The 24,623-nt window shown below is 64.8% G+C and carries 28 protein-coding genes; 2 read left to right on the top strand and 26 right to left on the bottom strand.

What is annotated here, in order from left to right:
* Positions 1-44: 44 nt before the first annotated feature.
* The 11 genes from ACLQ3K_RS20175 to ACLQ3K_RS20125 all read right to left on the bottom strand — a co-directional run bounded on the left by ACLQ3K_RS20175 (position 45) and on the right by ACLQ3K_RS20125 (position 14,496).
* The gene (locus tag ACLQ3K_RS20175) at positions 45-2,714 is read right to left on the bottom strand and encodes a hypothetical protein (RefSeq protein ID WP_426001273.1); all 2,670 of its coding nucleotides are present in this window, start codon (positions 2,712-2,714) and stop codon (positions 45-47) included.
* The gene (locus tag ACLQ3K_RS20170; RefSeq protein WP_426001272.1) at positions 2,714-3,055 is read right to left on the bottom strand and encodes a hypothetical protein; all 342 of its coding nucleotides are present in this window, start codon (positions 3,053-3,055) and stop codon (positions 2,714-2,716) included. The genes ACLQ3K_RS20175 and ACLQ3K_RS20170 overlap by 1 nt, the downstream gene beginning before the upstream one ends.
* Before the next feature lie 2 nt (positions 3,056-3,057).
* Positions 3,058-4,137 carry a phage tail protein gene (locus ACLQ3K_RS20165; RefSeq protein WP_426001271.1) on the bottom strand — a complete coding sequence of 360 codons (1,080 nt, stop codon included), beginning with the start codon at positions 4,135-4,137 and terminating at the stop codon, positions 3,058-3,060.
* Entirely contained in the window at positions 4,134-4,628 is a 495-nt protein-coding gene (locus tag ACLQ3K_RS20160; protein ID WP_426001270.1) for a phage gene 29 protein family protein, read from the bottom strand. Before ACLQ3K_RS20160 ends, ACLQ3K_RS20165 begins: the two co-directional genes overlap by 4 nt.
* Positions 4,625-4,951 (bottom strand): hypothetical protein, encoded by a 327-nt coding sequence (locus tag ACLQ3K_RS20155; RefSeq protein WP_426001269.1) that lies wholly within the window; start codon positions 4,949-4,951, stop codon positions 4,625-4,627. Before ACLQ3K_RS20155 ends, ACLQ3K_RS20160 begins: the two co-directional genes overlap by 4 nt.
* Positions 4,952-5,091: 140 nt before the next feature.
* Complete coding sequence (locus ACLQ3K_RS20150; protein WP_426001268.1) at positions 5,092-6,831, bottom strand: hypothetical protein; 1,740 nt, start codon at positions 6,829-6,831, stop codon at positions 5,092-5,094.
* Positions 6,831-7,916 carry a hypothetical protein gene (locus ACLQ3K_RS20145; protein WP_426001267.1) on the bottom strand — a complete coding sequence of 362 codons (1,086 nt, stop codon included), beginning with the start codon at positions 7,914-7,916 and terminating at the stop codon, positions 6,831-6,833. Before ACLQ3K_RS20145 ends, ACLQ3K_RS20150 begins: the two co-directional genes overlap by 1 nt.
* Positions 7,913-12,844 (bottom strand): hypothetical protein, encoded by a 4,932-nt coding sequence (locus tag ACLQ3K_RS20140; protein WP_426001266.1) that lies wholly within the window; start codon positions 12,842-12,844, stop codon positions 7,913-7,915. Before ACLQ3K_RS20140 ends, ACLQ3K_RS20145 begins: the two co-directional genes overlap by 4 nt.
* 3 nt (positions 12,845-12,847) lie before the next feature.
* Complete coding sequence (locus ACLQ3K_RS20135; protein WP_426001265.1) at positions 12,848-13,135, bottom strand: endonuclease domain-containing protein; 288 nt, start codon at positions 13,133-13,135, stop codon at positions 12,848-12,850.
* A gap of 543 nt (positions 13,136-13,678) precedes the next feature.
* Complete coding sequence (locus tag ACLQ3K_RS20130; protein ID WP_426001263.1) at positions 13,679-14,005, bottom strand: hypothetical protein; 327 nt, start codon at positions 14,003-14,005, stop codon at positions 13,679-13,681.
* A 56-nt stretch (positions 14,006-14,061) separates the two neighbouring features.
* Entirely contained in the window at positions 14,062-14,496 is a 435-nt protein-coding gene (locus tag ACLQ3K_RS20125) for a hypothetical protein (RefSeq protein WP_426001262.1), read from the bottom strand.
* A 125-nt stretch (positions 14,497-14,621) separates the two neighbouring features.
* On the opposite strand from ACLQ3K_RS20125, the gene ACLQ3K_RS20120 reads away from it, so the two are divergent.
* A complete protein-coding gene (locus ACLQ3K_RS20120; RefSeq protein ID WP_426001261.1) occupies positions 14,622-15,065 on the top strand; it encodes a hypothetical protein in 444 nt (147 codons plus the stop codon).
* A gap of 107 nt (positions 15,066-15,172) precedes the next feature.
* Here ACLQ3K_RS20120 and ACLQ3K_RS20115 read toward each other — a convergent pair whose 3' ends face one another.
* The 4 genes from ACLQ3K_RS20115 to ACLQ3K_RS20100 all read right to left on the bottom strand — a co-directional run bounded on the left by ACLQ3K_RS20115 (position 15,173) and on the right by ACLQ3K_RS20100 (position 17,052).
* Positions 15,173-15,562: a hypothetical protein gene (locus ACLQ3K_RS20115; RefSeq protein ID WP_426001259.1), complete on the bottom strand. Its 390-nt coding sequence runs from the start codon at positions 15,560-15,562 to the stop codon at positions 15,173-15,175.
* Entirely contained in the window at positions 15,562-15,885 is a 324-nt protein-coding gene (locus ACLQ3K_RS20110; protein ID WP_426001258.1) for a hypothetical protein, read from the bottom strand. Before ACLQ3K_RS20110 ends, ACLQ3K_RS20115 begins: the two co-directional genes overlap by 1 nt.
* Before the next feature lie 5 nt (positions 15,886-15,890).
* Positions 15,891-16,679 carry a phage antirepressor N-terminal domain-containing protein gene (locus ACLQ3K_RS20105; RefSeq protein ID WP_426001257.1) on the bottom strand — a complete coding sequence of 263 codons (789 nt, stop codon included), beginning with the start codon at positions 16,677-16,679 and terminating at the stop codon, positions 15,891-15,893.
* 61 nt (positions 16,680-16,740) lie between these two features.
* Entirely contained in the window at positions 16,741-17,052 is a 312-nt protein-coding gene (locus tag ACLQ3K_RS20100) for a hypothetical protein (RefSeq protein WP_426001256.1), read from the bottom strand.
* A gap of 176 nt (positions 17,053-17,228) precedes the next feature.
* Between ACLQ3K_RS20100 and ACLQ3K_RS20095 the strand changes: the two genes are divergently transcribed.
* A complete protein-coding gene (locus tag ACLQ3K_RS20095; RefSeq protein WP_426001255.1) occupies positions 17,229-17,582 on the top strand; it encodes a hypothetical protein in 354 nt (117 codons plus the stop codon).
* Between the two features lie 156 nt (positions 17,583-17,738).
* Here the strand turns inward: ACLQ3K_RS20095 and ACLQ3K_RS20090 are convergent, their stop codons facing one another.
* The 11 genes from ACLQ3K_RS20090 to ACLQ3K_RS20040 all read right to left on the bottom strand — a co-directional run bounded on the left by ACLQ3K_RS20090 (position 17,739) and on the right by ACLQ3K_RS20040 (position 24,521).
* Positions 17,739-18,608, bottom strand: a complete 870-nt coding sequence (locus tag ACLQ3K_RS20090) for a hypothetical protein (RefSeq protein WP_426001254.1) — start codon at positions 18,606-18,608, stop codon at positions 17,739-17,741.
* A gap of 103 nt (positions 18,609-18,711) precedes the next feature.
* Positions 18,712-19,113, bottom strand: a complete 402-nt coding sequence (locus ACLQ3K_RS20085; protein WP_426001253.1) for a hypothetical protein — start codon at positions 19,111-19,113, stop codon at positions 18,712-18,714.
* Positions 19,110-19,373 carry a hypothetical protein gene (locus ACLQ3K_RS20080; RefSeq protein WP_426001251.1) on the bottom strand — a complete coding sequence of 88 codons (264 nt, stop codon included), beginning with the start codon at positions 19,371-19,373 and terminating at the stop codon, positions 19,110-19,112. Before ACLQ3K_RS20080 ends, ACLQ3K_RS20085 begins: the two co-directional genes overlap by 4 nt.
* Positions 19,373-19,741 (bottom strand): hypothetical protein, encoded by a 369-nt coding sequence (locus tag ACLQ3K_RS20075; RefSeq protein WP_426001250.1) that lies wholly within the window; start codon positions 19,739-19,741, stop codon positions 19,373-19,375. The genes ACLQ3K_RS20080 and ACLQ3K_RS20075 overlap by 1 nt, the downstream gene beginning before the upstream one ends.
* Complete coding sequence (locus tag ACLQ3K_RS20070) at positions 19,738-20,205, bottom strand: hypothetical protein (protein WP_426001249.1); 468 nt, start codon at positions 20,203-20,205, stop codon at positions 19,738-19,740. Before ACLQ3K_RS20070 ends, ACLQ3K_RS20075 begins: the two co-directional genes overlap by 4 nt.
* 17 nt (positions 20,206-20,222) lie before the next feature.
* Entirely contained in the window at positions 20,223-20,381 is a 159-nt protein-coding gene (locus tag ACLQ3K_RS20065; protein WP_426001248.1) for a hypothetical protein, read from the bottom strand.
* Positions 20,374-21,315 (bottom strand): phage major capsid protein, encoded by a 942-nt coding sequence (locus ACLQ3K_RS20060; RefSeq protein ID WP_426001247.1) that lies wholly within the window; start codon positions 21,313-21,315, stop codon positions 20,374-20,376. The genes ACLQ3K_RS20065 and ACLQ3K_RS20060 overlap by 8 nt, the downstream gene beginning before the upstream one ends.
* Before the next feature lie 18 nt (positions 21,316-21,333).
* Positions 21,334-21,882 (bottom strand): hypothetical protein, encoded by a 549-nt coding sequence (locus ACLQ3K_RS20055; protein WP_426001246.1) that lies wholly within the window; start codon positions 21,880-21,882, stop codon positions 21,334-21,336.
* 50 nt (positions 21,883-21,932) lie between these two features.
* A complete protein-coding gene (locus tag ACLQ3K_RS20050) occupies positions 21,933-22,601 on the bottom strand; it encodes a hypothetical protein (RefSeq protein ID WP_426001245.1) in 669 nt (222 codons plus the stop codon).
* On the bottom strand, positions 22,585-24,006 hold the full coding sequence (locus ACLQ3K_RS20045) for a phage portal protein (protein WP_426001244.1): 1,422 nt from the start codon (positions 24,004-24,006) through the stop codon (positions 22,585-22,587). Before ACLQ3K_RS20045 ends, ACLQ3K_RS20050 begins: the two co-directional genes overlap by 17 nt.
* The gene (locus ACLQ3K_RS20040) at positions 24,003-24,521 is read right to left on the bottom strand and encodes a hypothetical protein (RefSeq protein WP_426001243.1); all 519 of its coding nucleotides are present in this window, start codon (positions 24,519-24,521) and stop codon (positions 24,003-24,005) included. Before ACLQ3K_RS20040 ends, ACLQ3K_RS20045 begins: the two co-directional genes overlap by 4 nt.
* Between the last annotated feature and the right edge of the window lie 102 nt (positions 24,522-24,623).

Genomic DNA, 24,623 nt, shown 5'->3' with positions numbered 1-24,623 from the left:
ACGGATCGGATCTGTCGGCAGGGTGGGGGTTGGGGACCAGGTCATCAGATGTCCGCGAGGAGCCAGTCGTCGATGGGGTTGGCTTTGTCGAAGGAGAGTCCGAACCAGCCGGTGCGGGTGCCTTCGAGCGCGACGCCGCCGTACCGGTTGCCGAGACCGGTTGGGGCGGTGTTTCCCGAGTCGGTCCACGATGTGATCTGTGAGCCGTTCCGCCACACTGAGTAGACCTTCGTGCCCGCGGCATACCGGATCTCGTAGGTGGCGGCGGCGGTGGAGATCGCCACCTGTGCCCGCTGCGTCCGAGTCCCGCCGGCCATCGTGTAGAGCGTCGCGTAGCTCGACGTGATCTCCAACCCCACATGATCGTTCGGGCCGGAACCGTGGAACCACACGATCTGCCGCTGACCATTCGGCGAGGTGGTGGTGAACCCGACCTTCGACTGGTCGGTGTTGACCTGCTTCTGGAACTTGCCCCACGACACGCCTGTCGAGCCGGATGTGCCGGTCTGGGAGATGCCGAGGTTGTTGGACGCGATCACCAGGGAGTTGGAGCCGGTCATCAGCCAGTACTGGGACAGGGAGCCGTTGAAGTTGTCGGCGAGCGACAGGGGTGCGTTTGCTAGGCCGGTGTCGATTCCCGCTTCGATGTACGGGATCGCCGTGGAGGTGTGCGATGCGTTCGCTGTGCCTGCTGCGATCGTGGACGGCGCGGGCGTGGATGGGTTCCGCACCGCGCTCTCGCGGAGTGGGTACCAGCCTGCCGGGTTCAGCGGCAGTGGTGTGGTGATGCCGCCGAGGGAGACGGACCCGGTTCCGGTCATGCGGAGCTGGATCGCGATGATGTCGCCAGGCTGCACCGCTACCGACGCGGTGCCGGAGGGGATGGCGTGCTGCACCCACCCGAGGACGCCCGTGATCGCGCCCGCGAAGTTCGCGGAGCTGTACGCGAGTGTCAGGCCGCCGTCGGAGGCCATGCGGTACACGTCGAGGTTGAACGTGGACACGGTGCCCGAGGATCGAGCGAGGAAGGTGAACAGGCGCTTCTCCTGCACGCTACCGCAGCGGATGTAGCCGAGGAACGCCGTCGAACTGTTCACCACCGCAGGAGTTAAGGATGACCCCGTCGAGTCGGTGGAACCAGAGATCGTGTGAACGTGGCCACCACTACCGCCGGTCGCAATCGTGATGCTGTCACCTGACTGGTACGTGTGCGTGTGGTTTCCAGGGTTGCTGGTCGTCCCGGAGAAGAAGTGTGTGTGCGGACCCGACGACATCGCCGCGGCCATGTTCCCCTTCTCGAAGGTGCTATCGGCCGTGTAGTCCATCGACGCATACAACGGGCGAGCGGTCCACCCTGCGTCAGCACGATCCACCAGTCCCGACACCTGCGCCTGAATCGACACCGTGTTCGTCAGCGCATTCGACCCAACACCCTGCGCCGAATCCGCCGTCGTGGCAGTCGTGTTCGTTGACCCCGTGAACAGGTTCAATGCGCCGAGCATGTCGGCCAGCACGTTCGACGAAGACGACGAACCCTGACCCGACAGGAACCCCGTGATGCCCTTGATGACATCCGAGACGATCGGCAGGTTCGCCTGCGGGATCGAACCGTCCGAAGTGAACACTTTCTCGATCTGATCGAGCAGTGAGCCGAGCCCGAAACCGCTGCCGAACAAGCCGAAGCCGTTCATGATGCTGTCGATCACGTCCTGGATGAACGACGACAGCCCCGCGAGGTCGGGAATGAGGTTGGTGATGAAGTTCTGCGGCATCGTGCCCACGCGCACCGCGGTCACGTCGTCCCACCACACAGAGCCCGCTGTCACCGCAGCCTCAACCGCGATCCGAACCCGAACACCATCCACACCAGACGGGATCGTCACCTGCCCGTTGATCTGCTGCCAACCACCAGACGCAGCCGGCGACGAAATCACACCCACCGGCATAGACGCCGCAGACGAAGCGCCGTTGTAGCACTGGCACTCCACACGGAACGCATCACCCGACCCGGCGACACCAGACCACTTCACCCAGCCAGCAACGTCGATCTTCTGGCCCTCTTCGACACGCACCAGATTCGAGAGCTGCACCAGCCGATTGCCGCTCGCGGTCGCCTTCGCAGACCCCGGAGCAGTACGCCCCTCAACGCCATCCCAGAACCAGCCATCACCAACGACCATCGACTCCGCGGCCTTGAAATCCGAGGCCAACAGCAGGTTGTCGGAGTTGCCGCCGAAGATCATGTTCGGCGTGATCCGCAGCAACCCCAGATCGAACACCGCCGAGATCAGACCACGCAGCGTGTTGACGATCGCCATCGGCAGGTCGCCGATCAGTTCGGCCGCATCGAACTTGCCACCTGGAGTCAGGCCGCCGAACATCTGCTGCAAACCCGCGAAGATGTCACCGAACGGAAGGCCATTGTTGCCACCGAACAGCGCCGCCAGACCATCGAGGATCCCGCGGCCCGTCAGCAGCCCCAGCAGATCCTCAAGCTCAAGGTGCCCGTTGCCGTTCGTATCCAGCAGCTCCTTCAGCACCTTCACTAGGTCACCGAGGATCGGAATGTCCTCCATGACCTCGATGAACATGTCGATGAAGCCCTCTAGCAGCTTGATCGGGTCGAACGCGGGCAGCTTCCCGAGCGAGGAGTCCAGGCGCAGGTTCGGGTCGTGCGTGACAGCAGTGCCACGCATCTCGAAGGACGCAGGCATTACCGCGCGACCTCCACCGGCACACCCTCATCCGCCACGATCGCGCCACCAGCTGCGTGCACATCAGTCATCGACGGAGGGGCAGGGCGGCGCATCACACCCTCGAAGCGGCGCCACGCGTGCGTCTCATGCGGGCTGCCGTGCGTCGTCTCCTGCGCAGGCGGAATCTCGTCCGCCGGCAGCTCACCCAGGTCGCGCCACTCCGCCAACTCCAGGCACTGACCGGCCGCGAAGTTCATGAACGACTCCCGAGCAAGCCAGATCAGAACCCGCTCATCCTCGGTGCCCAACATCTCGCGAGGAACCGGCACAACCGCCGACTTCACCACTTCGTAAGCCATGGTCACGCCCCCTGCGGGATGCAGAGCACCGCCAGCTGAGCGTTCTGCCGGTTGAACGAGTACAGGCCGATCAGACCGTCATTCACCAGGTTCACGTTGATCGTCGTCGCCACACCCGCCGCGATCTGCGCGACACCGTTATCCGGCGACACCGACACACCCGGATCACCCGGGCTCGAGAAGTGCGGCGTCACCGTGCACTCCTGCGCGATGTTGCCGACACCACGAGCGACCAGCGTCCCGTTCATCGGATCGCCGATCCGCACCTCAGCGCCGATCTTGAACGGATCCAGAATGTTCAGGTCGATACCGATGGCCTTGAAATGCCCCGTGATGTGCGGCACCCACGCGTAATCCAGCGCGGGCATCGCGAACGACAAGATCGTCATGCGCCCCGAGATGATCGACGACATGTTCGTGAACGCGTTCTCCGGGATGGAGAAGAACATCGGGTGCATCGACGCGAAATCCGACGGCTCCCACAGGCCGTTACCGCTGTTCAGCGCCTGATTCCACGTCAGCACCTGACCGTTATCCGGCGGCAGAGCATCGTTGTAGTCCGACGCGAGACTGATCGCCGACGCCGGACCCTGCGGACCAGCCGGCGGATCCACCGCGATATGCAGATGCGGCGCCGCAGCAGAACCGGTCTGCGTGATCGTCGTCCCCGTCCCCGGAGCCTTCCGCTCGATGCTGAACGACAGCTGCGGCACCGGACCCGGTCGGCCCTCGGCGCCGAGGGGGCGGGTGAGGTACCGGTCGCCGAACCACACGTACGCCTCGGCGGTGCCTGGGAACCACCACGCCTTACCTGCGTCCGCCTCGGTCAGGGTCTGTGGCAGATCGGCGGGTGTCGGCACCGCCGTGTAGTCCCGCTGCAGGACCACCACCGGCGACGGCATACCGTCGTCGCCCTTATCGCCCTTCATCACCGGGACCGTGACCACGAGGTCGTCGTCGATACCCTCGAAGGTGGCAGTCGAGACACCAGGCGTGTCCTCATCGGAGAAGACTCCGAAGATGTGCATGGTGTTCAGCCAGTCCTTGATGTGGAACGGCGCACCGGCAACGGGCATGCTCATGTCCAGTCTCCTTCGATCTTGGTGTCCGTGTGCCACGGCACGCGGTCGTTCATCGCTTCGAGGTCAGGGGTTTCCGGCAAAGGGCCGACCGCGGTGATCCGCTCCGGTGCATCCGGGTCGTCAGGGGCATCGATGGGCACCCAATCGACGACGCCTGCCAACTGGCCGGGACGATCGGGGAGTGCGCGGGCCTTGATGACCGCCAGGTCGTCGAACTGGTCCATGCCGGCGCGGGCGGCGTGGAATGCGATGCCCAGGCGTAGGTCGTCGGGCATGAACAGCAGTTCGCCGCGTGGACCTCGAGCGAAGGCGAGCGCGTCGAAGATGCGGGCGGTGGCGTTCTTGAGCCGCCGCGCCACCTGGTCGTCGGCGTCGTCTTCAGGCTCGTAGACGCGGGTCAGGACGAACGGATCCGCAGGCTGCTCGGGCTCGGTCTTGTTGCCGCCGCGGAGCTTCTGCCGGATCCGCTCGAGATCCGGGTTCGCCGTCACGCCGCATCCTTCGGAAGGTCACCGTCGATGCCAACCGACCGCAGAATGGCAGAGCCGATCTCCTCACCCACGCTCTCGGCGTCGACCTCACGGACGATGCACTGCGACCCCTCGCGCGCGATGATCTGCAGGTCCGACGCGAGCACCATGATCGGGACGACCACGAGTGCGTCCACGCCACTTATGACGTCGTCACCCATCCGGGTGATCGACGGCCCCTCCTCGGCGATCAGATACGGCAGTGGCTCACCGTCGATCAGGATCTCCCCGGCCTGCCGGTCGATCACCACGTCACGCGGCATCTGCTTCGGGTCTTCGGTCATGTCGGTGCCCTCCTCGGCGTACGACGAACACCCCCGACACCGGGCGGTGCGGGGTAGAATCGGAATCGGTTAGTAGGGATCGGGCTAGGCCCACTCGAAAGCAGAGGATCGGGGATCGGCTCAGCCGGTCCCCGCCTCGTTTACGCGGCTACGGCAGCGCCGCCGACCAAGGAACCGATCGCATTCCAGCCATCCGCCAACGCCTTCATCCCCGCCTCAAACGGATCGTGATCGCGGGCCTTACCCACCGTCAGCGACAACGCCATCGGCTTCGACGCATCAACGGAGAACTTCACACCCCGAACCTGATCCACGTAGTAGATCTCCGCGATCTCCCACATGCCCCGGTCACCGACCACGTAGTCGAAGCCGTACACATGCGGGGCACCATCGCGGGTCGTCATCGTGAACGACACCTTCGGGCTGGTCTTGAACGTTCCCTGCCGCAGCGTGAGTGCCGCCGCGACCACGTACGCGTACCCGGACCCGTTCTCCACGTGATCGAGCAGCGCGTAGTCGTTCATCGCCAGCGCGACCTTCGGATTCGTGAACTTCTGCCACGCGAAGAAGATGTTGTCCAGCTGCCCCTGGTACACGTTGTCGAGACCGGATGTGCCCGGTTGCTGGTAGGCGCCGGCGCCGTAGTTGATGACCTGCTCCAACTGCGCCAACGCATACCGGATGACGAACGTGATGAGCTGATTGAGCCATGTCGGCGACTGCCCGCCAGTCCACACCGTCTGCGCCGAATGCCGCTGCATCCGATGCTCGCTGGTGAGGATCCCCGAGTGCTTGCAGTCCCGCCACACCAGCGACGGTTTCTCCGGAGCCACACCCAACAGCCGGCGGAACAACGGATCCGTGATCCCGTCCCCGTCAGCGTCGAGCGGGAGAATCACCTCAGTGAGCGTGTCGTCGAGCAGCGCGCCCACAGCGTTCAGCGCACCATCGAATGCGGTACCCGTCGGACCCGTCACGCCCGACTTGTTCTCGAAAGCCAGCACGATGCAGTTCCGCGACGGCCGCGCCAACTCCTCACCGATCAGAGCAGCCAGCTCCGGATGCGGCGAATCCCTGTCTTCCTCAAGCCACAGGTAGTCGATCAGGCCAACACCGGTGTCCTCGCCGATCGGGGCATGAATGTCATGCAGCATCTGCGCCTTCGCAGACAACGGCACAATCCGCGACTGATCGAAGAACGGGTTGATGAACTGCACCTGGATCGGCCAATGCAGCGGACTCATGTTCCCCACACGGGTCGTCAGCCAGTGCAACGGATCGAACAAGCTCGTCGGGATCGACAGGAGCGGCAGGAAGTTCCGCATCAGGTTTAACTGGGTTGTGAACGCCAGGTTCGACGCCGCGTTCTGAATCCAGATCCACGACTTGAGGGGCTGAAATTCAGGGGCGCTGAAAGGTGTGGGAATCAGGGCTATGTGCTTCGCATGCTCCCTGAGTTGGAGCAACTCAAGCTCGACACACCGCGTGCCGTCCTCGAGCTTCATCTCCTTCACCGCCTGGATGCGGTACCCCAGGCGAGTGCGCCAGGACCGGATGTGCCGGTTCGGGTCGATGCTCAGGTGCAGATCCTCGGTGTACCGGGTACCTCGAGCTACCAGCTCAGCGAGCCAGTCCGCCCACGCAACCCGGATCGTGCCCGTGCCCGTGTCGTCCCACAGCCGCTCCCACTCACCCGACTGCATCTGGCCCAGCAGCGTCCCCAGGTAGTGGAGCTTCTTGTCCCACACGCGGATCAGCGGCGGCATCCGGCCACTGCGCTCCCACAACAGACGGCGCTCATTCAGCAGCCGCCACTTCGTGACCGCATCCTGCGCCTTGTCGATGACCCGCAACCCCGCAGGCCGGCGAAACAGCGCCATCAGGCCGCCACTCCACGCCGGTACCACTGGGGCATGAGCATCGTGATCTTGCCGTTGGGGTTCGAGTGCGTCACCTTCACCACAGCCATCGACTGCGCGGGCGTCTCCGCCATGAACCCGACACCGCCGGGCACACGCCGGCCGATCGGAAGCCCTGCGTCCGCCTGCGTCAGATCACCCAGCAGGAAGTCGAGGATCATGCTGTTGCGGATCAGCTTGTACAGCGGGGTGTCGATCGGATCATGCTCGCTAGTGAGGGTCCGCTTCGACGGGTCCGTATCCACCAACACCATCCCGTCGCCACGCATGATCGGGATCTCCACCTGACGATCCAGAACACCATCCTGGATCGTCACCTCACCGTGGCCCTCCACGATGAACTTCGGCCACTGCGCGTAGTCACCACGATTCGGCAGCCGCAACGTCCCCTGATTGCGGACGTTCGACTCCGCGTTGCTCCACTCCTTCGTCAGCATCCGCTTCGAGAAGAACGAGAAGGGGGCGTGGATCGTCATCGGCATCGTCGTGTAGTTGTTGCCCGCGTACTGCGGATCCCGCTCAACCACCGCGTCCGAAGCCTCACCGTTCCGCACCCGAGTCCACCGCCACCCGGAATAGCGGGTGAACTCGCCCCAGAACCCCATCGGCTGCTCAACATCCTCAGGCCAGTCGTCCCACCACTGCTCCTGAATCGACCGCAACGCGAACGGGGTATCGGAGAACCGCAGGCGGGAGGCGTAGTTCAGCGACGGCCCGATGTGGAACCCCGCCTGGATGACACGCTTCCCGAAGTCCGTGCGCTCCGGTCGCTCACCGATCAGCCACGGACCCCCCGAATACAACTGCTCGAAGGGCGAACCCGTGGTGCCCTTGATGCCCTTGTCGTCCAGCAGGACACCACGGTCCCCCTTCAACGAGCCAGCCAAGTTGTAGATCCGCTGACCATCAGGGGAGACATACACAATCCGGGACTGCTTCGACTGCAGCAGATCCTGCCACTTACCCATATCGTGCCAGTGCGAGAACGTCGGCTCCGAACGCCGACCCGTCTTCGGGGCGAACATCACCCACTCATCGCGGCTCATACCAGCGCTCCTGACTGTCGACGGAATGCGGCGTTCTGACGCGAATCGATCCGCTGCGTCATCTCCTTTGGGTTCACGCCGAGGTTGGCGCCACGGAAGTCGTAGGTGACGCCGCCGCCTTGCAGAGGCAGCGCGCCACCCGGGCCGACCGGGGCCTGCGGGGTCTGCGGCTTCGCGAGATCCGCCAGGTTCGGGATGTTCAGCCCGAGACCAGCGCCGGCACCACCAACCAGACCGCCCGTGTTCTCACTGCTCTGACCCGCCACCGCCTTCGCCAGACCGCCCGCATAGTTGATGCCCGCGAACAGGCTCTTGACGTTTGGCCACTCAAACGGGTTCGAGAACAGAGACCCGTCCAGCCCGATCGCCTGCAGCATCCCCGACACCAGGTTCTGGCCAAGCGACTGGAACTCCGACGTGTTGCTGCCGCTGTCGCCGGTCTTCCCGTCACCCGGCTTGCCCGAGCCCGTCCCCTTGGCCTTCAGCGCCTCCAGGTCCGTCTTGGCCTGCTTCGCATCGCGCTCCGTCTTCTCCGCACGGTCCTTAGCCGCCTGCAGCGCCGACGCCTTCGTCTTCGGGTTCGCCTCCAACTCAGCGACCTTCTGCTTCGCAACCGCCGCAGCCTTCTCCGAATCCGTGACCTTGTCCTGCGCCTCCCGCAACTGCTTCGCCGTGGCGGCCGTCGTCTTCGACGATGTCCCGGATCCGCCTGTGCCACCGCCCGAGCGGCTACCGAACAGAGCGGCACCGATCGACGATCCCAACGAACCGAAACCACTACCCGAACCGCCACCCGAACCACCCGACGACGACGAATCATCACTCGCACCAGACCCGCCCGACGAGGACATGTCCTGACCCTGCAACGGCAGATAGGCACGATTCGGGAACGACGCCGCCGCGGCAGCCTGCCCGCCATACTGGCCGTTGCCGCCAGCACCGCCCATCTCCACGTTGATCCGCGAGCCGTCGGAATCGATGATCGTGCCGGCAGTATGTCCACCGCCAGGGCCGCCGTTGACCCAACCGATCGCATACGCCGCAGTACCCTCGGGCGGATCGCCCTGCAGGAATCCGCGAGCCGCCAACGCCTCGCCCTGGTTGCCAGTAGCGAACCGACCCGTAGCGCCAGTCAAAAAGTTCGCGATCGTCGACTGCGCACCAGAGCAGTCAGCGTCAAAGGTGTTGCCACCGCCACCCCAGGTGTACTTCTTGCCCTGGATCCCCGACGCGAAAGTCTTCAACTGCTCGACGGAGATGCCACCGTTCTCGAACTTCTGAAAGAAGTCGCCCGGACGCACCAACTGGTAGCCGAACGCGCGCGCCGTCTCCGACAGGATCATCGTCGACCGGCCACGCTTATTGCTCGCCCACGGGATGAACGACTCCACACCCGTCGAGCCCTCAGCCCACTGCACCAACCCCCGGCCCCGACCGCGCTGCATCACAGCCTGCGACGGCAGCCGGCCACCGATTCCGCCGTTCGCATACGACGTGATCGAACCGTTCGCATTCGGGATGACGCCGGGCGCCAGAGGGATCTGCGACGGATTCGGCCGCGAGTTCGGGACAACTCCGCTCGTGTCGTACGTGACCCGGATCCGCTTCTCACCCGGGATCTGCTCAATCGTCGCCTTCAGCCCGTTCAGCGTCGTCAGGGTCTCGGCCGCCCCAACCTGCCGAACAGTGATCGTCTTGTCGTTGTTCTGCCGAACCTCAATCCCCAGGCTCCGCAGCATCTCAAGCACCGCAGGAGCCAGCGGGGCACCCGTGTTGATGATCTTGTCGTTGTCCTTACGGACTGCGACACCCATCGACTCCAGCAGATCGAAGACGGCCTGCCCGCCGGGCGCCGACACGCTCACCGGCTTGTCCGAAGGAATCCGGCTGGTCAGGATCGTCTGGATCTCCGCCAGCTTCGCCCGCGCCTCATCGGTGTTCGCACTGATCGTGACCCGCTGCCCGTTACTGCCGGCGACCTCCTTGATCGAGAACCCCAGCTTCTCGATCTGCCCGCGGGCCGACTCGACCTGACTGGTCTCCATCGTCACGGCCTTGCGACCAGGGATCCGATCGAACTCCGTCGCCAGCAACGCGATCGACTGAGCCGCCTCAGGCGCACCCTTCAGCGCGATCGCCAGCTCAACAGCCTTGCCGCCATACACGCCATACAGCCGCTCAATCTCCGCGACCGGCTTACCCGTCGCAGCAGACCACGCCCGGAACGCCTCCGCGTTACTCGACGCCATCCGCTGGATGTCCTCGAGCGACCCGTTCGCCGCGACACCTGCAGCCTCGGTCGCCAGCGACCGCAGATCATCCGCGAGCTTCTTGCTGTTGACGTCGAACACGTCGAGGGTGCCGTCGTCCTTGACCTTCACGGCGCCGATCCCCGACGCAGCAGCAGTCACCTCACGCACCTTCTCCGCGTACCGACCAACCGCCTCAGCCTGCGACGCGGCCGGCGTCAACGCCTCCATCGCAGCCTGCAGCGACGACATCTTGTCCGACGCCGTCGCGGTCGCATCACCCATCGTCCGGAACGCCGTCGACAGCTCGCGCATCCCCGGGCCGAGCTGCTTCGCAGCCTCCTGCTGCTTCTGGAAATCCGACCGCATCTCACGGAACTTCTCCGCCGCGATCCGGCCACCATCACCCGCAGCCTCAAGCTTCTTGGTGAACGAGTCGAAAGCCGCCTGCGACCCGATCGCCACATCACGCAGGCCCTGCTTCGACAGCTTCAACGCATCGATTGCGGCCTGAGCGTCCTTCGCCTTGTCCGCCTCGTCCTTGATCGCGTCCGCCTGCGACTTGAACTCGCCGTTGCCAGTGCGACCCGACCCCGTGAGGGAATCCCAGCTGAAGACCGACTGCCCCTGAGCGCGCACACGATCCAGCGCGGAACCTCGACGGGACGCCGCCGCCGCGAGGGCGCTATCGATCTCGGTGATGCTGTCGTCAAGCCGGGACTTCACATCGTCAGTGACGGCGCCACGCGACTTGACCAACGCGTCGCCCAGCTCGGCGCGAGCCTTCGCAGTCGCTCGGATCGAATCCTGGACCGCCTCGAACGAACGGGCCGACTTCCGGTTGATGCTGGTGATCGCCATGAGAGCGATTCCCGCGCCAGCGAGCGCCGCACCGAACGGGCCGCCCAAGGCGCCAACAACACCGCCTGCGGCGCGGGACATGCCAGACATCGAAGACGTGACCGCAGCACCCGCCGCGCTGAACGTTCCAGCCGTGCGCCCGAAACGCTCAGCCGAGGTCGCCGCCTTCACGAAGGACTGCTGCATCGCCGCCACAACCGGCAGCCGCTGCCCGATCGTTGCGACCGCCGAACCGAACCGGCCGAACTGTACGGCGCTCTGGCCGGCACTCCGGGCCATAGCCGCACTGCTCGCGGCGTACGCGTTCGTGTAGTTGTTGATCCGGCCGGCGAGCTGCTGCCCCGAGCTGAGGACCGCGCCAGTCGAGGACACCAGCAGTCGGTTCGCGCCCGCCGCCTGCCGGACCGCGCCACCGAACCCGGAATAGGACGCTGATGCCGCTCGGGTAGCTGCAGCGTTGGCCGCCATCGACGCTGTAGTCGCAGCGATCCGCTGCCGGATGCCCGCCATGATCGCCGGAACCGTATGGAACGCCAGCCACGCGATCGCCGCGGTCTTCACCAGCTGGGCGTGCTCAGCGAGGAACGTCGCGACCGACGCGATCTTCGGCAGCACCACCGTCGTGAACGCGCCATAGACGCTGTTCAGGATCGTCGGCAGCGACTGCAGGATCGGACCCCACGACGCCAACTGCTCCTTGCCCTGCTGGAAGAACGTGCCCATCTTGGACTGTCCCTCGGCGGAGTTCAGGAACCGCTGCAGCGAATTGGAGCCATCATCCAGCGCGCGGAGAAGACCGTTCTTGCCGACGGCGTTCGTGATCGCGGTGAACGACTTGCCGATGTTCAGTACAGTGCCGCCGAGATGCCCCAGGCCGTCGATACCCTCGTCGATCCACTGGTTCAACCGGCCGTCCGCAGCCGTAGTAGTGATGAACCGATCGAACCGCTGCGACACCGAGGTCAGACCGTCAGCGATGCGGGGGAGTGACCCCGTGCCCGTAGCAGCCAGCTTGCCGAGCGCCGACACCATCGGCTCAATCGCCCGATTCGCGCGACTCTGCGCCGTGGCCGTATCGCCGAAGATCCGGTCGAGAACACTCACCGTCGACTTCTGGCCGCCGACCCGCAGGATCTCCCGGAACGTCTCACCCCACACCCCGGACGTCTTCGCAAGCCCCGCATTCAGCGTCGGCAACGTCTTCGACGCCAGATCCTTCAGGCCGCGATCGGTGCCCTCAAACAGGTTGTCCTGCACAGTCGTCTTCACCTTGGAGTACGCGTCATGCAGCGAACCCAAAGCGGTGACAGCGGACTTCGCGTTCGGCGACAGATCCTTCATCGCCTCGACGGCCTTCTTCAGATCCTTCGGGTCGCCCGACTCGGCGGCCTTCCACATCTCCTTGATCGCGTCGCCCACGCCGACAGTGCCCAGCTTCAAGGTGCCGAACGAGACGCCGACAGCCGCCATACCGCCGGGAACCAGCAGCGCCGCCTGCGACACCTGCTGCAGGGCGCCCGCGACAGATGCCAGGCCAGCCGAGACCGCCGGCAAGCTACCGAGCGCCACCGCGGCCGTCGCCACCTTCATCTCACGGGAGAACGACAGCCCGAACTCTCGGCCCGCCCGCGACCCGGCAGAACGCGACTGAACAGCCACCTTCGCGTACGCCCGATCGACACTCCGCTCCATCGGGTTCGTGTCGGCATCAACCTTGACCTTCGCGCCACGCTCGGCAGAGTTGACGGCACGACGGATATCGCGCTGCATACCCCCCGTATTCGCTGCGATCGTGATCCATGCAGTTGCAAGCTCCAAGGCTCACTCCTTCCGATCGGTCAGCGTCGGCGCGCAAGCAAGCACGTCCCGAGATCGCATGAGGTAGTTGGCGGCGGCCAGCACGGTGGTTACGTCGTCGCTAGCGAGGCCGAGCATTCGATTACAAGACCCGCACAGATATCCACGGACACACTTGCCGCACGTGTAATTGCCTGGGCAGCAGGCGTGGTCATGATCGATATGAAGTTCGACGCCCAGCCGCCCGCACACTTCACACCCTCTTGCAAGAGCTGCGGCGTACTGGCTCGGTGTGACGTTGTAGCGGCGCATCCGCCGCCGTGCTCCAGTGTCGGTGTCACACTGATCGCACCACCTGATATCGGATCGACGGAGCGTTCCATCAGTCCGCCGCAAGGTGGTGTCGATATCGGATCCGCACCCGGCACACGCGACAACCTTTGGACGTTCGACTCCACGTCGTCGATGGACGCTCGCTCGGACTTTGCACCCGTCCGAGCAGTACCGCCAGCGCTTACCTTGCGGAATCTGCGTATTGCACACCAAGCACTTTCGTCCTGATGCGGCCCACTCCCACTTCAGTGGACGAAGCTCACCGGTCTCATGCTTCATGCGGGCGTGGCGCGCGCATAGTCCTTCTCGGGAGTAGGCGCGTTTGGTGCAGCCGTCGAAGATACACGGAGGCTTGCAGGCTGGTGAGCACCAGCGTGTCCGACCGTCAGCCACGACCTTCCCGCAGCCAAGGCACTCACGTTCGGCTGAACCGGTCTTGCGCCACCGCCCGTAGTGGGTGGGGCACATTCCGCGTGCGTTGACGGTGTGGCTACAACCGGAGATGCTGCACTCAGCCAATGGTCAGCCTCCCGCCATAATCGCCTGCAACGCAGGGTTGTTCAGTTGTTCCTCGATGCCCTCATCGGTCCACTCAGGCTTTGCTTCTTCGGCGGTTTCCAGGCCGGGGATCACGAGCGCCGGGTACGGTTCGCCCTCGGCACCGTTGCCGCCGCGGATGTTCCACGACACCTCGCGGACCGCCTGGATAATGCGGGCCGTCTCGATCGCCGACATCGACACCGGGCCGTCGACCGCCTCCCGCAGCGCAGTTCCAATCGGGGGATAGTCGACGTACGCGGCCAACTCCGACAACGACAGATCACAGAAGGCCAGCCGGTCCGCCGCCATATCCCGAGCCAACGGCCCAGCAAACTTCGGATCAGCGACGATCCCAGCCAGCCGAGCTATTCCCCCGGCTCAGCCACCTCGCCGCCGTTGCTGTCCCGCGTCCACGAATCCCACAGATCCTGGAAGTCGTCAGGGCCATCGAGGGGCGCCGGCCGATTGCGGATGATCGCCGCAGCCTCCGGGCACGCGCCACGCTCGAACGCAGCGTTCTCGATCTGGAAGTCCGTCTGGAGGTGGCTGATGCTCAGCATCCACTGCTTCGACGTGATGTCACCGAACCGGCGGATCGCGACCACCACGCCGTCGGCGTAGGTGTGCCGGTAGAGCTTCGTGCCCTTGGGGTAGTGCTGCGTCCAGTCGTAGCCGGCGTCGCCCGGCTCGGGCGCCGAAACGTTGTCCTGTGCGGCGGCGTGCGCGTCGTCGAAGTCGGCGCGGTCCTGCTCAACCTCCGCGATGGGGTCGTCGACGGGCTTCTTCTTAGCTGCGGCCATGATTATCCTCGGCTTTCCCTCGGCTGCGGTGGTGAAAGGAGCCGCCCCGCACCGCCGCCGAGGAATGAGCGGTGCGGGACGACAAACGGGGGCGAGACGCCACATTTCGGGCGTACGATCGCGGAATGAAACTCAAAATGGGGGCGGCTGCAGCAGTGCTGGCCGCGTCGGTATCACTGGCCGGGTGCGGGGCGCAGGAACAGAAGTCGGCGACGACGGTCACAAATACGGCATCTGCCGAGTCGTCTGCACGGGCATCATCGACGGCGCCCGCCAACCTGACATACCCGTCCGGCGACAAGGTCGTAAAGGGCTACCCACTGATCGTGAACGTGACGTCACTCGACTCCCGCTTGGTTAGCAACTTCGACGGGAAACTCGTCAACGGGAAAGTCGTTGCCCTGGCGCCAGGCATCTATGCGCCGTATAACCCAGTCGAAACCAACCTCGCCGCGTACCTGGACGGCCCTGTCGACGGAGACTGTGTCGTGTGGAAGAAGTACTTCCCCAGCTCGGGTGGGTCGTGCTGGAACGGCGTGCTCCCCGGCAATGAGGAACCGTCAATCTGACGCCTCAACGACGAAACCCCCGAACGCTAATGCGTCGGGGGTTTCGAATCCGGCAGTAGAGATACTTCCGGTGCTGTGATCAGCCTAGCATGAAGAAGTTCGGGTCACTACTTCTCGACCAGGCTGGACTCCAAGTACTCACAGACCATCTGGTCTCGAGCCTGCTCCTTGGTCCAACCCGAGACTTCAACCCACCAGTCCGGAACAGGCCAGCCATCAACCGCGACATGCTGCATCATCTCGATGTAGTCCCGGACGCCCAACTGCGGGCTCAAGCTGGCGTGCTTCGTCCGACGCCCACAGGAGTCGCACTTGGCGATGAACGTGCGCATCTCGAACGGCTCCGGATCACGTACACGCAACTCACCGAAGTACGGTGAGCGCCACTTCACGAAGTGCGCGCCACACTCGCAGCACAAGCCCTCCCGCAGCCTTCGTCCGGTCTTGAACTCCTGAAGCTTGACGTCCTCCGCGTAACGCTTAGCATCCCAGCTCATTACGACATCACCTTGAGGACCGTGCGGTGGACGTGCTTGAAGTCGCGTTCCTCGAACTCGATCGGCAGTGAGCGCATGAGCCGAACCTTCGCCCCGTAGAACTCGAGCAGGTTCGCGCGGTTGACCGCCGAACTCCGGGACAGGTAGTACTTGCGGACCGCCGGCCACCGGAACCGGGTATCGCCAAACCGGACCAGATAGTCCGCATAGGGATCCCAGTTTGCTGGCTCCCACTCCGGGTTGAGTTCATGACCGCGCCACTCATGCTCGTGGTACGCGGCCTCCGGGTATGTGACGTCAAGGCTCCAGACGTAGCGATTCATCGCGCCTAGCCTCCCAGCGGGAGGTGCTGGTCACCGTAGTGATCGAGCCACACCCGCTCCATCAGCGGACGGTCCTCCTCGGTGTACGCACGCACCTCGCGCACCTGACCGTTCTGCATATCCAGCGGGTACATCTCGGGCTCCCGGCCGTGCAGCTCGATGTACGCCGCCTTAACACGCTTCCCGAAGACACCGGCCACGGACTTCATCTTGGCGCGCGTGAGGTTCTTGCCGCGCAGGAAGTCCTGGGTGTACAGCGGCCGACGCTTGGCGTCGAGTTCAGCGTGCTCTCCGAGACCGCGCGCCAGGACGACCCGCGCCCGAGCCTCGAGGTGATCGGGATGGATCAAGCCTTTCGCCGACTGGCACAGCTCCATCTGCGCACGAGCCTGGAAGATCGCGGCGTTGAGCTGATGCTCGGTGGCGCGGGGGTTGATCGCTGCGCCCTCGTGGAAGAACTTGTCGAGGGCGTCCGCCGCTTCCGACTGGTACGCGATCAGCTCGGCGCGCAGCTCCTCGCGCACCCTGTTCTCGTCGAGGGTGGCGAGCCACATCCCGAGGGTGCGACGGTTGATGCCGACCATCGAATAGGTCTTGCCGTCCGATCCAGTTGTGGAGAAATTCTCCATGACTGCCCAGGACTTGGACTTCAGCTTCTGCAACTGCCCGGAGTAGTCGAGTCCGAAGTGCTCGACAATCGGACGGAACGCGGCGAGCGACTTGCCGTCGGTGTACAAGGGGAGTGTTGAGCCAGGAACCTTGACCTGGTCCTGGGTGACGATGGTATGCTTCATAGCAAGAACTCCTTCCAAAGTTCTCGTTGGCCCTCATCTGTTCCCGCAGATGGGGGCTGTTTCATGCTGCGGCGTCGATCCGCCGGCAGTGCTTGGGGACTGCGGTGGGCGCAAAGAAGGTCATGGGCGGCACCTTCAGCACCTGCTCCATCGCCTTCGCCACATCGAGCGACGTGGTTGCACGAGCGCCAGAGAGTAGCCCGTGAACGGTTGACTTCGAGCACGACTTCAGTGCGCCAGAACCTCGCCGCTGGTTGCGCATGAGCTGGAACGTCACTGCGTCCGCGAATGACCGGATCGTGTAGTCCGCATACTCCACATGGGTTGCCAGACCGTCGCGGTTGACCAGCTTCGCGTACTTCAAATCCTTCACCTCCCATCGTTCCGTGTCACTAGTGACAGTAGCACAGTGGACGCTCTTGTCCAGCGGTTCGTCACGGAAAGTGCCTGGCGAGACGAGACGGAACCGACTTTCAGGCATGTAGTTTGCGGACATCCTGTACCCCGGTAGGATTGCCACAACGGCCACCACCAGCAGATTGTGCTCACATGCCCACCGAGATACCCGCGCGATGGAAGCCGGTCTTCGACCGCACTGGCGTCGAGTCCTGGCGCGAGCTTTCTCGCCGAGCAGGCGCGTCGGTTGGCGTGGTTCAGGGGGTGGTCCTCGGGACAAGGAAGTCAACCGACGAAGCCGTTCGGATGGTCGCGAACGCTCTTAGAATCTCCATTCAGGAGGTGTATACCCTCCGCGGCGAGCCTGTCTTCGAGCCCTTTGTTCTGCCGAGGCGCGCCAACCTGCTCAACCATCAGCAGCGTCAGGCGATTCTTGCTGTGATCGACGGGATGCTGCACACCTCGGATCAGACGAGCAGTCAGACTGAGTCCGCCGACTCGCGATGATTCAGCGTCATGCGATCGCCTCGAATCGGCTCGAGGTCGCCTTGCCGCCCGAGAAGCAGTGACCGCTGAACCCTTGATTCCATCCTATCGTGCGCTCCTGTAAGCGCCCGAGAAGGTGGCCGCGCAGCCAGTAAGCTGCGCGGCCACCCGTCACGGTCAGGAGACGGTGACGCCCGGCGAGGTACCGCCGGTCAGACCCGAACCATCCGCGGACACCGTCGCGACGCCAGCGGTCACGAGAGCCACCGAGTAGGGGCCGCCCGCCGAACCGGTCACAGTCGCGTTGCCGGCGCCCACGGTCGACAGAGCCTCGAGCGCCGACTTCACAGCCGACGTCGCAGCGTTGTACACGATCGCGGTGGTCGTCTGCCCGCCCACGGTCAGTGTGAAGGTGCCGCCCGTCGGGGTGCCGGTGATGGTGACGGTGACGTTGGTCGTCACCAGCTTGTCGTCCAGCTCCGTGTACTCGTACCAGGTGTTGCCGGCGAGATCCGGGAACAGCTCGAGGGTGACCTCGTAGACGGTCCAGTCCTTCGACTGGTAGATGATGTCGCCGATCTCGCTGATCTGCGCGTCGGGGAAGATGGTGCGGACGCGATCGGAGCCGTCGAGGGTGTCGGCGACGAACGTGAAGTGCTCCAGCATGTCGCTGTTGCTCTTCGTCTCGATCAGGGTGCCCGAGCTGACCGTCGCGGCGGTGACGACCACGTTCGGGTCGCCGAAGATGAGCTTCTTCGCGGCGACCGACTTGGGCTCGATCAGCTTGAACTTGACCGTGTCGTCCTTGCCGGTCTGGATGGCGCGGACCTTGTCGCCGTTCCAGTCGCGCTTCTTCTCCTGGTCGCGCGAGGTCGACAGGATCATGCCGTCCTCGTCGCAGCCACCGATCCGAGGATCCCAGTTCGCCACACTCGGGCGAGCCGCGGACGGGTTCGTCGAGACAGTGGTGCCGAGCGGGTAGCGGAAGATGCCGCCGTTCACGCCCGGCTTGAAGACGCCGGTGTTCTTTACCAGGGTGTGTGCCATGCTGGCTCTCCTTTGTCAGGGGTTGTGCCGCCCCTGCTTTGGGCACGGCGAATAGCCCCACACCAGGGCGGTGCGGGGCTCGATCAGTCCTCGGCTACTTCAACTAGCTAGTGGGATAGGCGACGGTCCACGAGACCGTCACCTGATATCGGCAAGCAGCCGACACAGCGGGATCATCGGACGCCACCACGGACTCGACGCTCGTGACATTCACGACGTCGACCGTGTTCACCGCGTCCTCGAGGACCGCCGCCACCTGACGCGCGGTCTTCCGGCACGCGACCTCGTTCGCGACCTTGTCGTGCACCAACGCCACGACCATGTGCTGCGCGATCCGAAGATTCCTCTTCCGCCCGCCCAGCACCTGGAACGTGATGAACCGCTCCGACGACGGCCGCGGATTCGGGGTCCGCGTCGACACCGGTTGCGCCAGCACACCCAAGGCGGCCAGGCCGTCCAAGATGCACTGGCGGGCGATCACCGTCATATCCGGCGCGACGATCACAGCTGCCTCAACAGAGCGTGTGTCTTCGCCTCATGCGCCGCCGCACGAGCACCATCCGACACCACACGACGCCGAGCACGATCCCCGTCCGACGCCTCCTCAACCGTGTAGTACGGCCGATCATGCGGCGGATTCGTAGTGGACGGCGTCGCATTCGCACCCGCAGCGATCCGGTGAGCATGCACGCTCACCAAACCCTCCGCGCCGGCCGACGTCAGCAGCTCACGAAACCCCTCATCATGGAAGTCGATCACCGCCATCAGCCATTCACCGCCTTCAACTCGACGATCCGCCGACCCGGAGCGAACCCAAACGGACCATGGTCGTAGTCCTTCGGCATCCCAACCACATCCAGCCGCATCGGATCACCATTCGGATCCATCAGCTCAGCGATCGTGAAGTAGTCCCGCGAGTCGAGCTGCAGAGCGGAATCGACCGCGATCACCACGTCCGCGACGACACGATCCGAACTCACCGGACCAGTCGCCGGCTCCGCGCTCGACGGCGTCCACCAGATGCACGCCACCGACACCGGATCCAGATGCCCAGGAACCGTGTTGCCGTCCTCGTTCTCCACGCCCGAGGCGTAGGCGTGATGCTGGGCGGCGAAGGGGAGCGGGATGATCACGGGGCGTCCGTTTCATAGATCGGTTCCCCGGCGATCGACGCGCCACACGAACACGCCCCACCGCCGAAGTAGATCGAGCAGACGGGGGAGTGGACGCCGGTCGCCCGGACAGTGTCGATTCCGTACGCCTGCTGCCCGCTGGTCTTACAGATGTCCTGCAGTTGAGAGATTTCACTCGGCCACAGATTGAACCCACCCCGTTGCCGGGTGTCAAAGGTGACGCCGAACGGACCAGCGGTCTGCGACTGGTACGCCCCCGACCCGGCCTGCGACCATCGAATGATCGCGCCGAGCAGGATCAGCTTCGCCTCAGCGAGTTGTTCCTCAGTCGGGGCCGGGTCCGTTGAACCAAGGCAGGGCGCGACTCGGACCGCTCGAGCATTCGCACCAGCGATCCACACGGCGACCATCGCGTTCCCCGCGATGTCGGCAGGTAGGTCACTGGATTCGATGATGTCGGTCACGAGTCACGCCCCATCCCTCAGTTGCTCGCCGACTTGGGCGGACGACCGGGCGGACGCTTCTCCGGTCCCGGAAGGCTGTAGCCAGAGGAGATCCGCTGGTCCTTCTTCGACGCGGCGACCGACACCCTCTGTCCGTTCGGGGCGATGAGGGTGACGGTCTCAGTCAGGTCAGACATTGGCGACCGCGTCCTTGACCACAGCGAATGCGTCCGTGGACAGGATGCCGACGCCGTACACGACCTCGGAGCGGATCGCGATCTCGTTCTTGCGCTGCAGATCGCCGCTGCCGTCCGGGTCGCCGTACTCGATCAGGGTCAGCGGGATGCTGGCCTGGACGCCCCAGCGGAACGCGGTGAAGTCGCCCGCGATGGCCTTGATGTTGGGGTTGGTCGTGCGGTACGCGCCGGTCGACGCGGTCACAGCCTCGGGGCCACCGCGCACCGTGTCCGAGACGGCCGCACCGAGGCTCATGAAGCCGGTGATGTCCGTGCCGAAGCCCAGCTCGGGGTACAGCTTCTGACCGGTCGTCGGGTGACGCTGGGTGGCGAGCTTGAAGGCGTAGCTGTTGTCGAGTGCCAGACCGTTCGGGGCGATGCTGTCGTCGAGCACCAGGCCGACGGCTGCCTCGATCGCCTGATCGGGCAGCTCGAGGGTGGCCGTGGTCAGCTCCACCACGTTGGTGGTGTCGATGATCTTCGGCGGAGTGCCGGCCAGTGCGGCGCCGGTGAGGGGGTTGATGCCGTGGATGCCGATGAGGTCGAGGGCGCGGCCGAGTGCGACGCCGGACAGGTCCGCCATCGTCTGCAGGATGCCGAGCTGACGGGACTCGTCGGCCCACTTGACCTCCTGGCTGAACCGCTGGGTGACCTGCACCTTGCGGACCAGCGAGGTCACGGGCGCGAACGTCGCGGTCGACTCGCTCTTCTGCTGGCTCTCACCGACGACCTCGCCGCGGGGCGGGGCGGTCAGCGTCATGTACTGCTGCTCACCGAACTCCTGGGGCTCGGCGGCGGACAGACGCGCCAGGACCGACTGGCCCTGCGCCTTCTGCCAGACGCCCGACACCAGGTGGCGGGGGAGCTGGAAGCTACCGGTATTGAGGACGGCCATGGGATTGTTCCTTTCGGGTTAGGAACTTCCCCCGTGGAAGAACGCCCGCGCGAACTCGCGGTCGTCCTCTTCGGTGGTCGTTCCCTGGGTTGACGTGCCCTCCTTGGACACGATCGGGCTCTTCTTCTTCCGCTCGGCTTCGGCCTTCGCCTGCTCGGCATTCCGTGCAGCGAGCCGCGCTGCCTGAGCTGTGAGGGTTTCCTCGTCAGTTCCGGTGAGGAACAGTTCAGCGTCGGACGGCTCTCCGTCGGCGCCGCGCTTCGTGCTGATGCCGAAGTCGCCAGCCACGCGGAGACGAAGCGCGTTGGCTTCGGACTTCGCGTACTTGCTCTCCAGCTCAGCGATGCGGTCGTCGGCGGACTTCTTGCCCTCCGCTGCCTGCTTGAGGTCGTTGTAGTCGGCGTACTTGGTTGCGGCCTTGTTTCGTTCCTCAGTCCGCGTTGCGCCGATCAGCTTGTTGACCTCGTCCTGGGTGAACGTCTTGCCGGCACCCTCGTCCTTTGCGGGCTCCTGAGTGGCGGCGGCAGCACCCTGGTCTTCGCCGGTTGCTTCTACTGCGTCAGACATGTGTTCTCTCCTGATCCGTCCGTTGACCGCCGGACGTGGGCGTAAACCCGTCACGACGTGACGGGAAGATTCTTTGCAATCCAAGCCTTCGCTCGAGCGCGGTCAGCCTCAGTTGCCTTCTCGGACCTGCGACGCGCGGTAGGCACGAACTCCCTGCGCACCGACGTGATCTGCGACTGATCCCACGCGGGACTGCAAGCGCACCTACAGTTGTCATGCGCCGCGAAGTCGGCGGTCTCACGGCTCCGGTACACATCGCCGCGGGAGATGAGCATCGCGCACCAGCCGCACTGAGGCCGGCCGACTCGCATCCACCCGGCCGCCTGCGGATCCTGATCGGTGTTGTCCAGAACTGTCTGCCGGCTCGAGGTCATCACCCGCTTCACCAAGCCACCAGAAACCTGAGCGAGCGCGGTATCCCAGTTGATGCGCGCCAGATCGACGGCCCAACCAGCGAGTGCGTTCGCCCCCAGATCGATGGTGGTAAGCGAGGCTGAGTACGCGCCCGCCACGTTGATCGCGGCGCGATACGCCTCATACCACTCGGCGGTCAAGGTTGCCGCCGCGTCGCCGTAGTCGGCGACCAGAGCAGGCATCACCTCGAACACCGCATCACTGACCGTGGCCGCGTCGAGCTGCGCCCAGAGTGCCGCGAGGTCCGCCTCAGCGTTGTCACTCAGACGGATCAGCGAACTACGAAGCTCAGTCGGCGTTGTCATCTGCGGTCACCGCGGGCTGACGAAGGGCCTCAAGTACAGCGCGTCCCGTCGAGCGTCGGCGATCCGCCATCGCCCGCTTGATCTGCTGCGGCGTCAGGCCGAGGAGTTCGTACCCCACCTCAGTGCCGGCAAGTTCGGGAGCGGCGGCCAACTGCTTCATGCCAGCGTCCGCGACCGCCGACCGAGCCAGATAGCGCGGGTTCCGCCACTGAGCGTCGATCGACTTCCACTCCACCGGGATGTGCTTGAGAGCGATCCCGTTCCGCATCGCCAGCGCCCGCACGAACGAGTTCCGCAGAGCCGGCGTGAAGTTGTCGACTGCCCCCTCGGCCTCGGCGATCAACTCATACTGCGACGAGTCGTACGACTCAGCCGAGGTCGGGTTGACCATGTCGCTGATCGCCAACGCCGAATCCGGCAGCGACGCTTCGCGGGCGAACAACTTAGCCAGACCGTTGAGGTCAGCCCAGTGGGACTCCGGGCTCGCCGCGGGGAAGTGCTTCACGTCGGCGCGCGCCAGCTGAGGGTTCGCCTCATCCTTGTCGTCGTTGATGCCCTTGATGCGACCGAGGCGGATGTCCCACATGTCGCGCTGCACGCCGTCCGCGTTCACGAACGCCGTCTCGTCGGCACCGAGCAGCCAATAGTCCGGGTAGGCGTACACGTCCATGTGGCCCTCGCGGCGGATCAGTCCGCGCACCGCGGCGTCCTGCAGGCCCATCATCGGCTGCGAAATCCGCGACCGCCCAAACGGCCGCTGCGGCGTGGGCTTGTACGGCACCACCTCCGCCGGAACGCCGTAGACGTGATCTGCGCGGTCGACCTGCCACTTCAGCGTCGCCTTGTCGCGATGCGCTGTGATCGTCTCTCCGTCGAGGTACAGGGCCAGCGTCAACGGACGACCGTCCTTGTCGCGAGCGATCACCGACAGCAGGTTGTCCAGATGCCTACGCCGGCGATTCCACTCACCGGTCGCCTCGGTGGCGTCCTTCACATGGATCAGTGCGTCGGGTTCGCCATCTGCCCCAACCGTGTTCACCAGGAACGCGGGGCCGTGCTGGATCGCCGAGACGATCGCCGCGTCAACCTCCGCCGCCAGGTGGTTGTCGTTCCACACGTCATCACCGCCGATAGACGCGAGGTCGCCGCTAGACCACACGAACCCCTCGAGGGTGCAGCGGCGCGCAAGGGCGTCCACGGCCTTGCCTGTCCACCCGAGTGTCAATCCGAGCGTGTAGTACTGCGGCGGGATCAGCGTCCCTACCTGGCGAATCGACCGCTTCCCGTCGTAGTACGACGTGCGCAGCCGATTCCCCATGCTGCGGTGAGCGATCTGCTCGAGCAGGCCGTTGACGAGGTCGTTCTCATCCGGCGACAGATCAGGGATGCGGACCGTGAAGTTCATCGGCTACCCGTCCGTCGGCCGGCCCCGGGACGGCGTCCGGTCGCGGCGGAGCGACCCGTGCCCGTCGGAGCCCGCTTCGTCATTGCCGCGTACACCGCAGCGGACATCGCGATCGCGGGGCCGATGTCGAAGGAATCGGAACGAGGCATCAGAGTCCACCCTCCCGATTTACGGTCCTGCCGCCGTGATCCTCGAATCGCATCGGAGAGTTCCTGTTGTCCACCATGTGACAGTCGCCCTCCTTCAGCCATCCCGAGCCACAGCGCATTGCCGGCTCCAACTTCGTTCTGTGTGTATGCGGCTGCGCCGTAGCCGAGCTGCTTGAGCTTCTCGCCGACGGTCTTCGCAGCACCGGTCGAATCGTGTTTGACCAGAACGCGACGGGTCGCGTGTCGGGTGAGGAAGTTCGTCGCCTCAGCCTCCGACTGCGTTCCGAGCGCGATCTCGACGTGCGCGGCGTCGTCTCCACGCCAGCAGGCGACGATCCAGATCCAACCCGATCGGGTCGCGTTCACACCGAACGACGCTGGTGCGCCCAACTCTCACTATGACAGCTTGAAGAGGCCCCGGCTCGACGGCTAGACCTGGCCCCGTTTGCGACTCGCCGGTGGTGTTGC

The sequence above is a fragment of the Tsukamurella sp. DT100 genome (assembly GCF_049844855.1).
Classification (GTDB): Bacteria; Actinomycetota; Actinomycetes; order Mycobacteriales; family Mycobacteriaceae; genus Tsukamurella.
The sequence above is the reverse complement of the archived record's forward strand: the minus strand, read 5'-3'. Positions and strand labels throughout refer to the sequence as shown.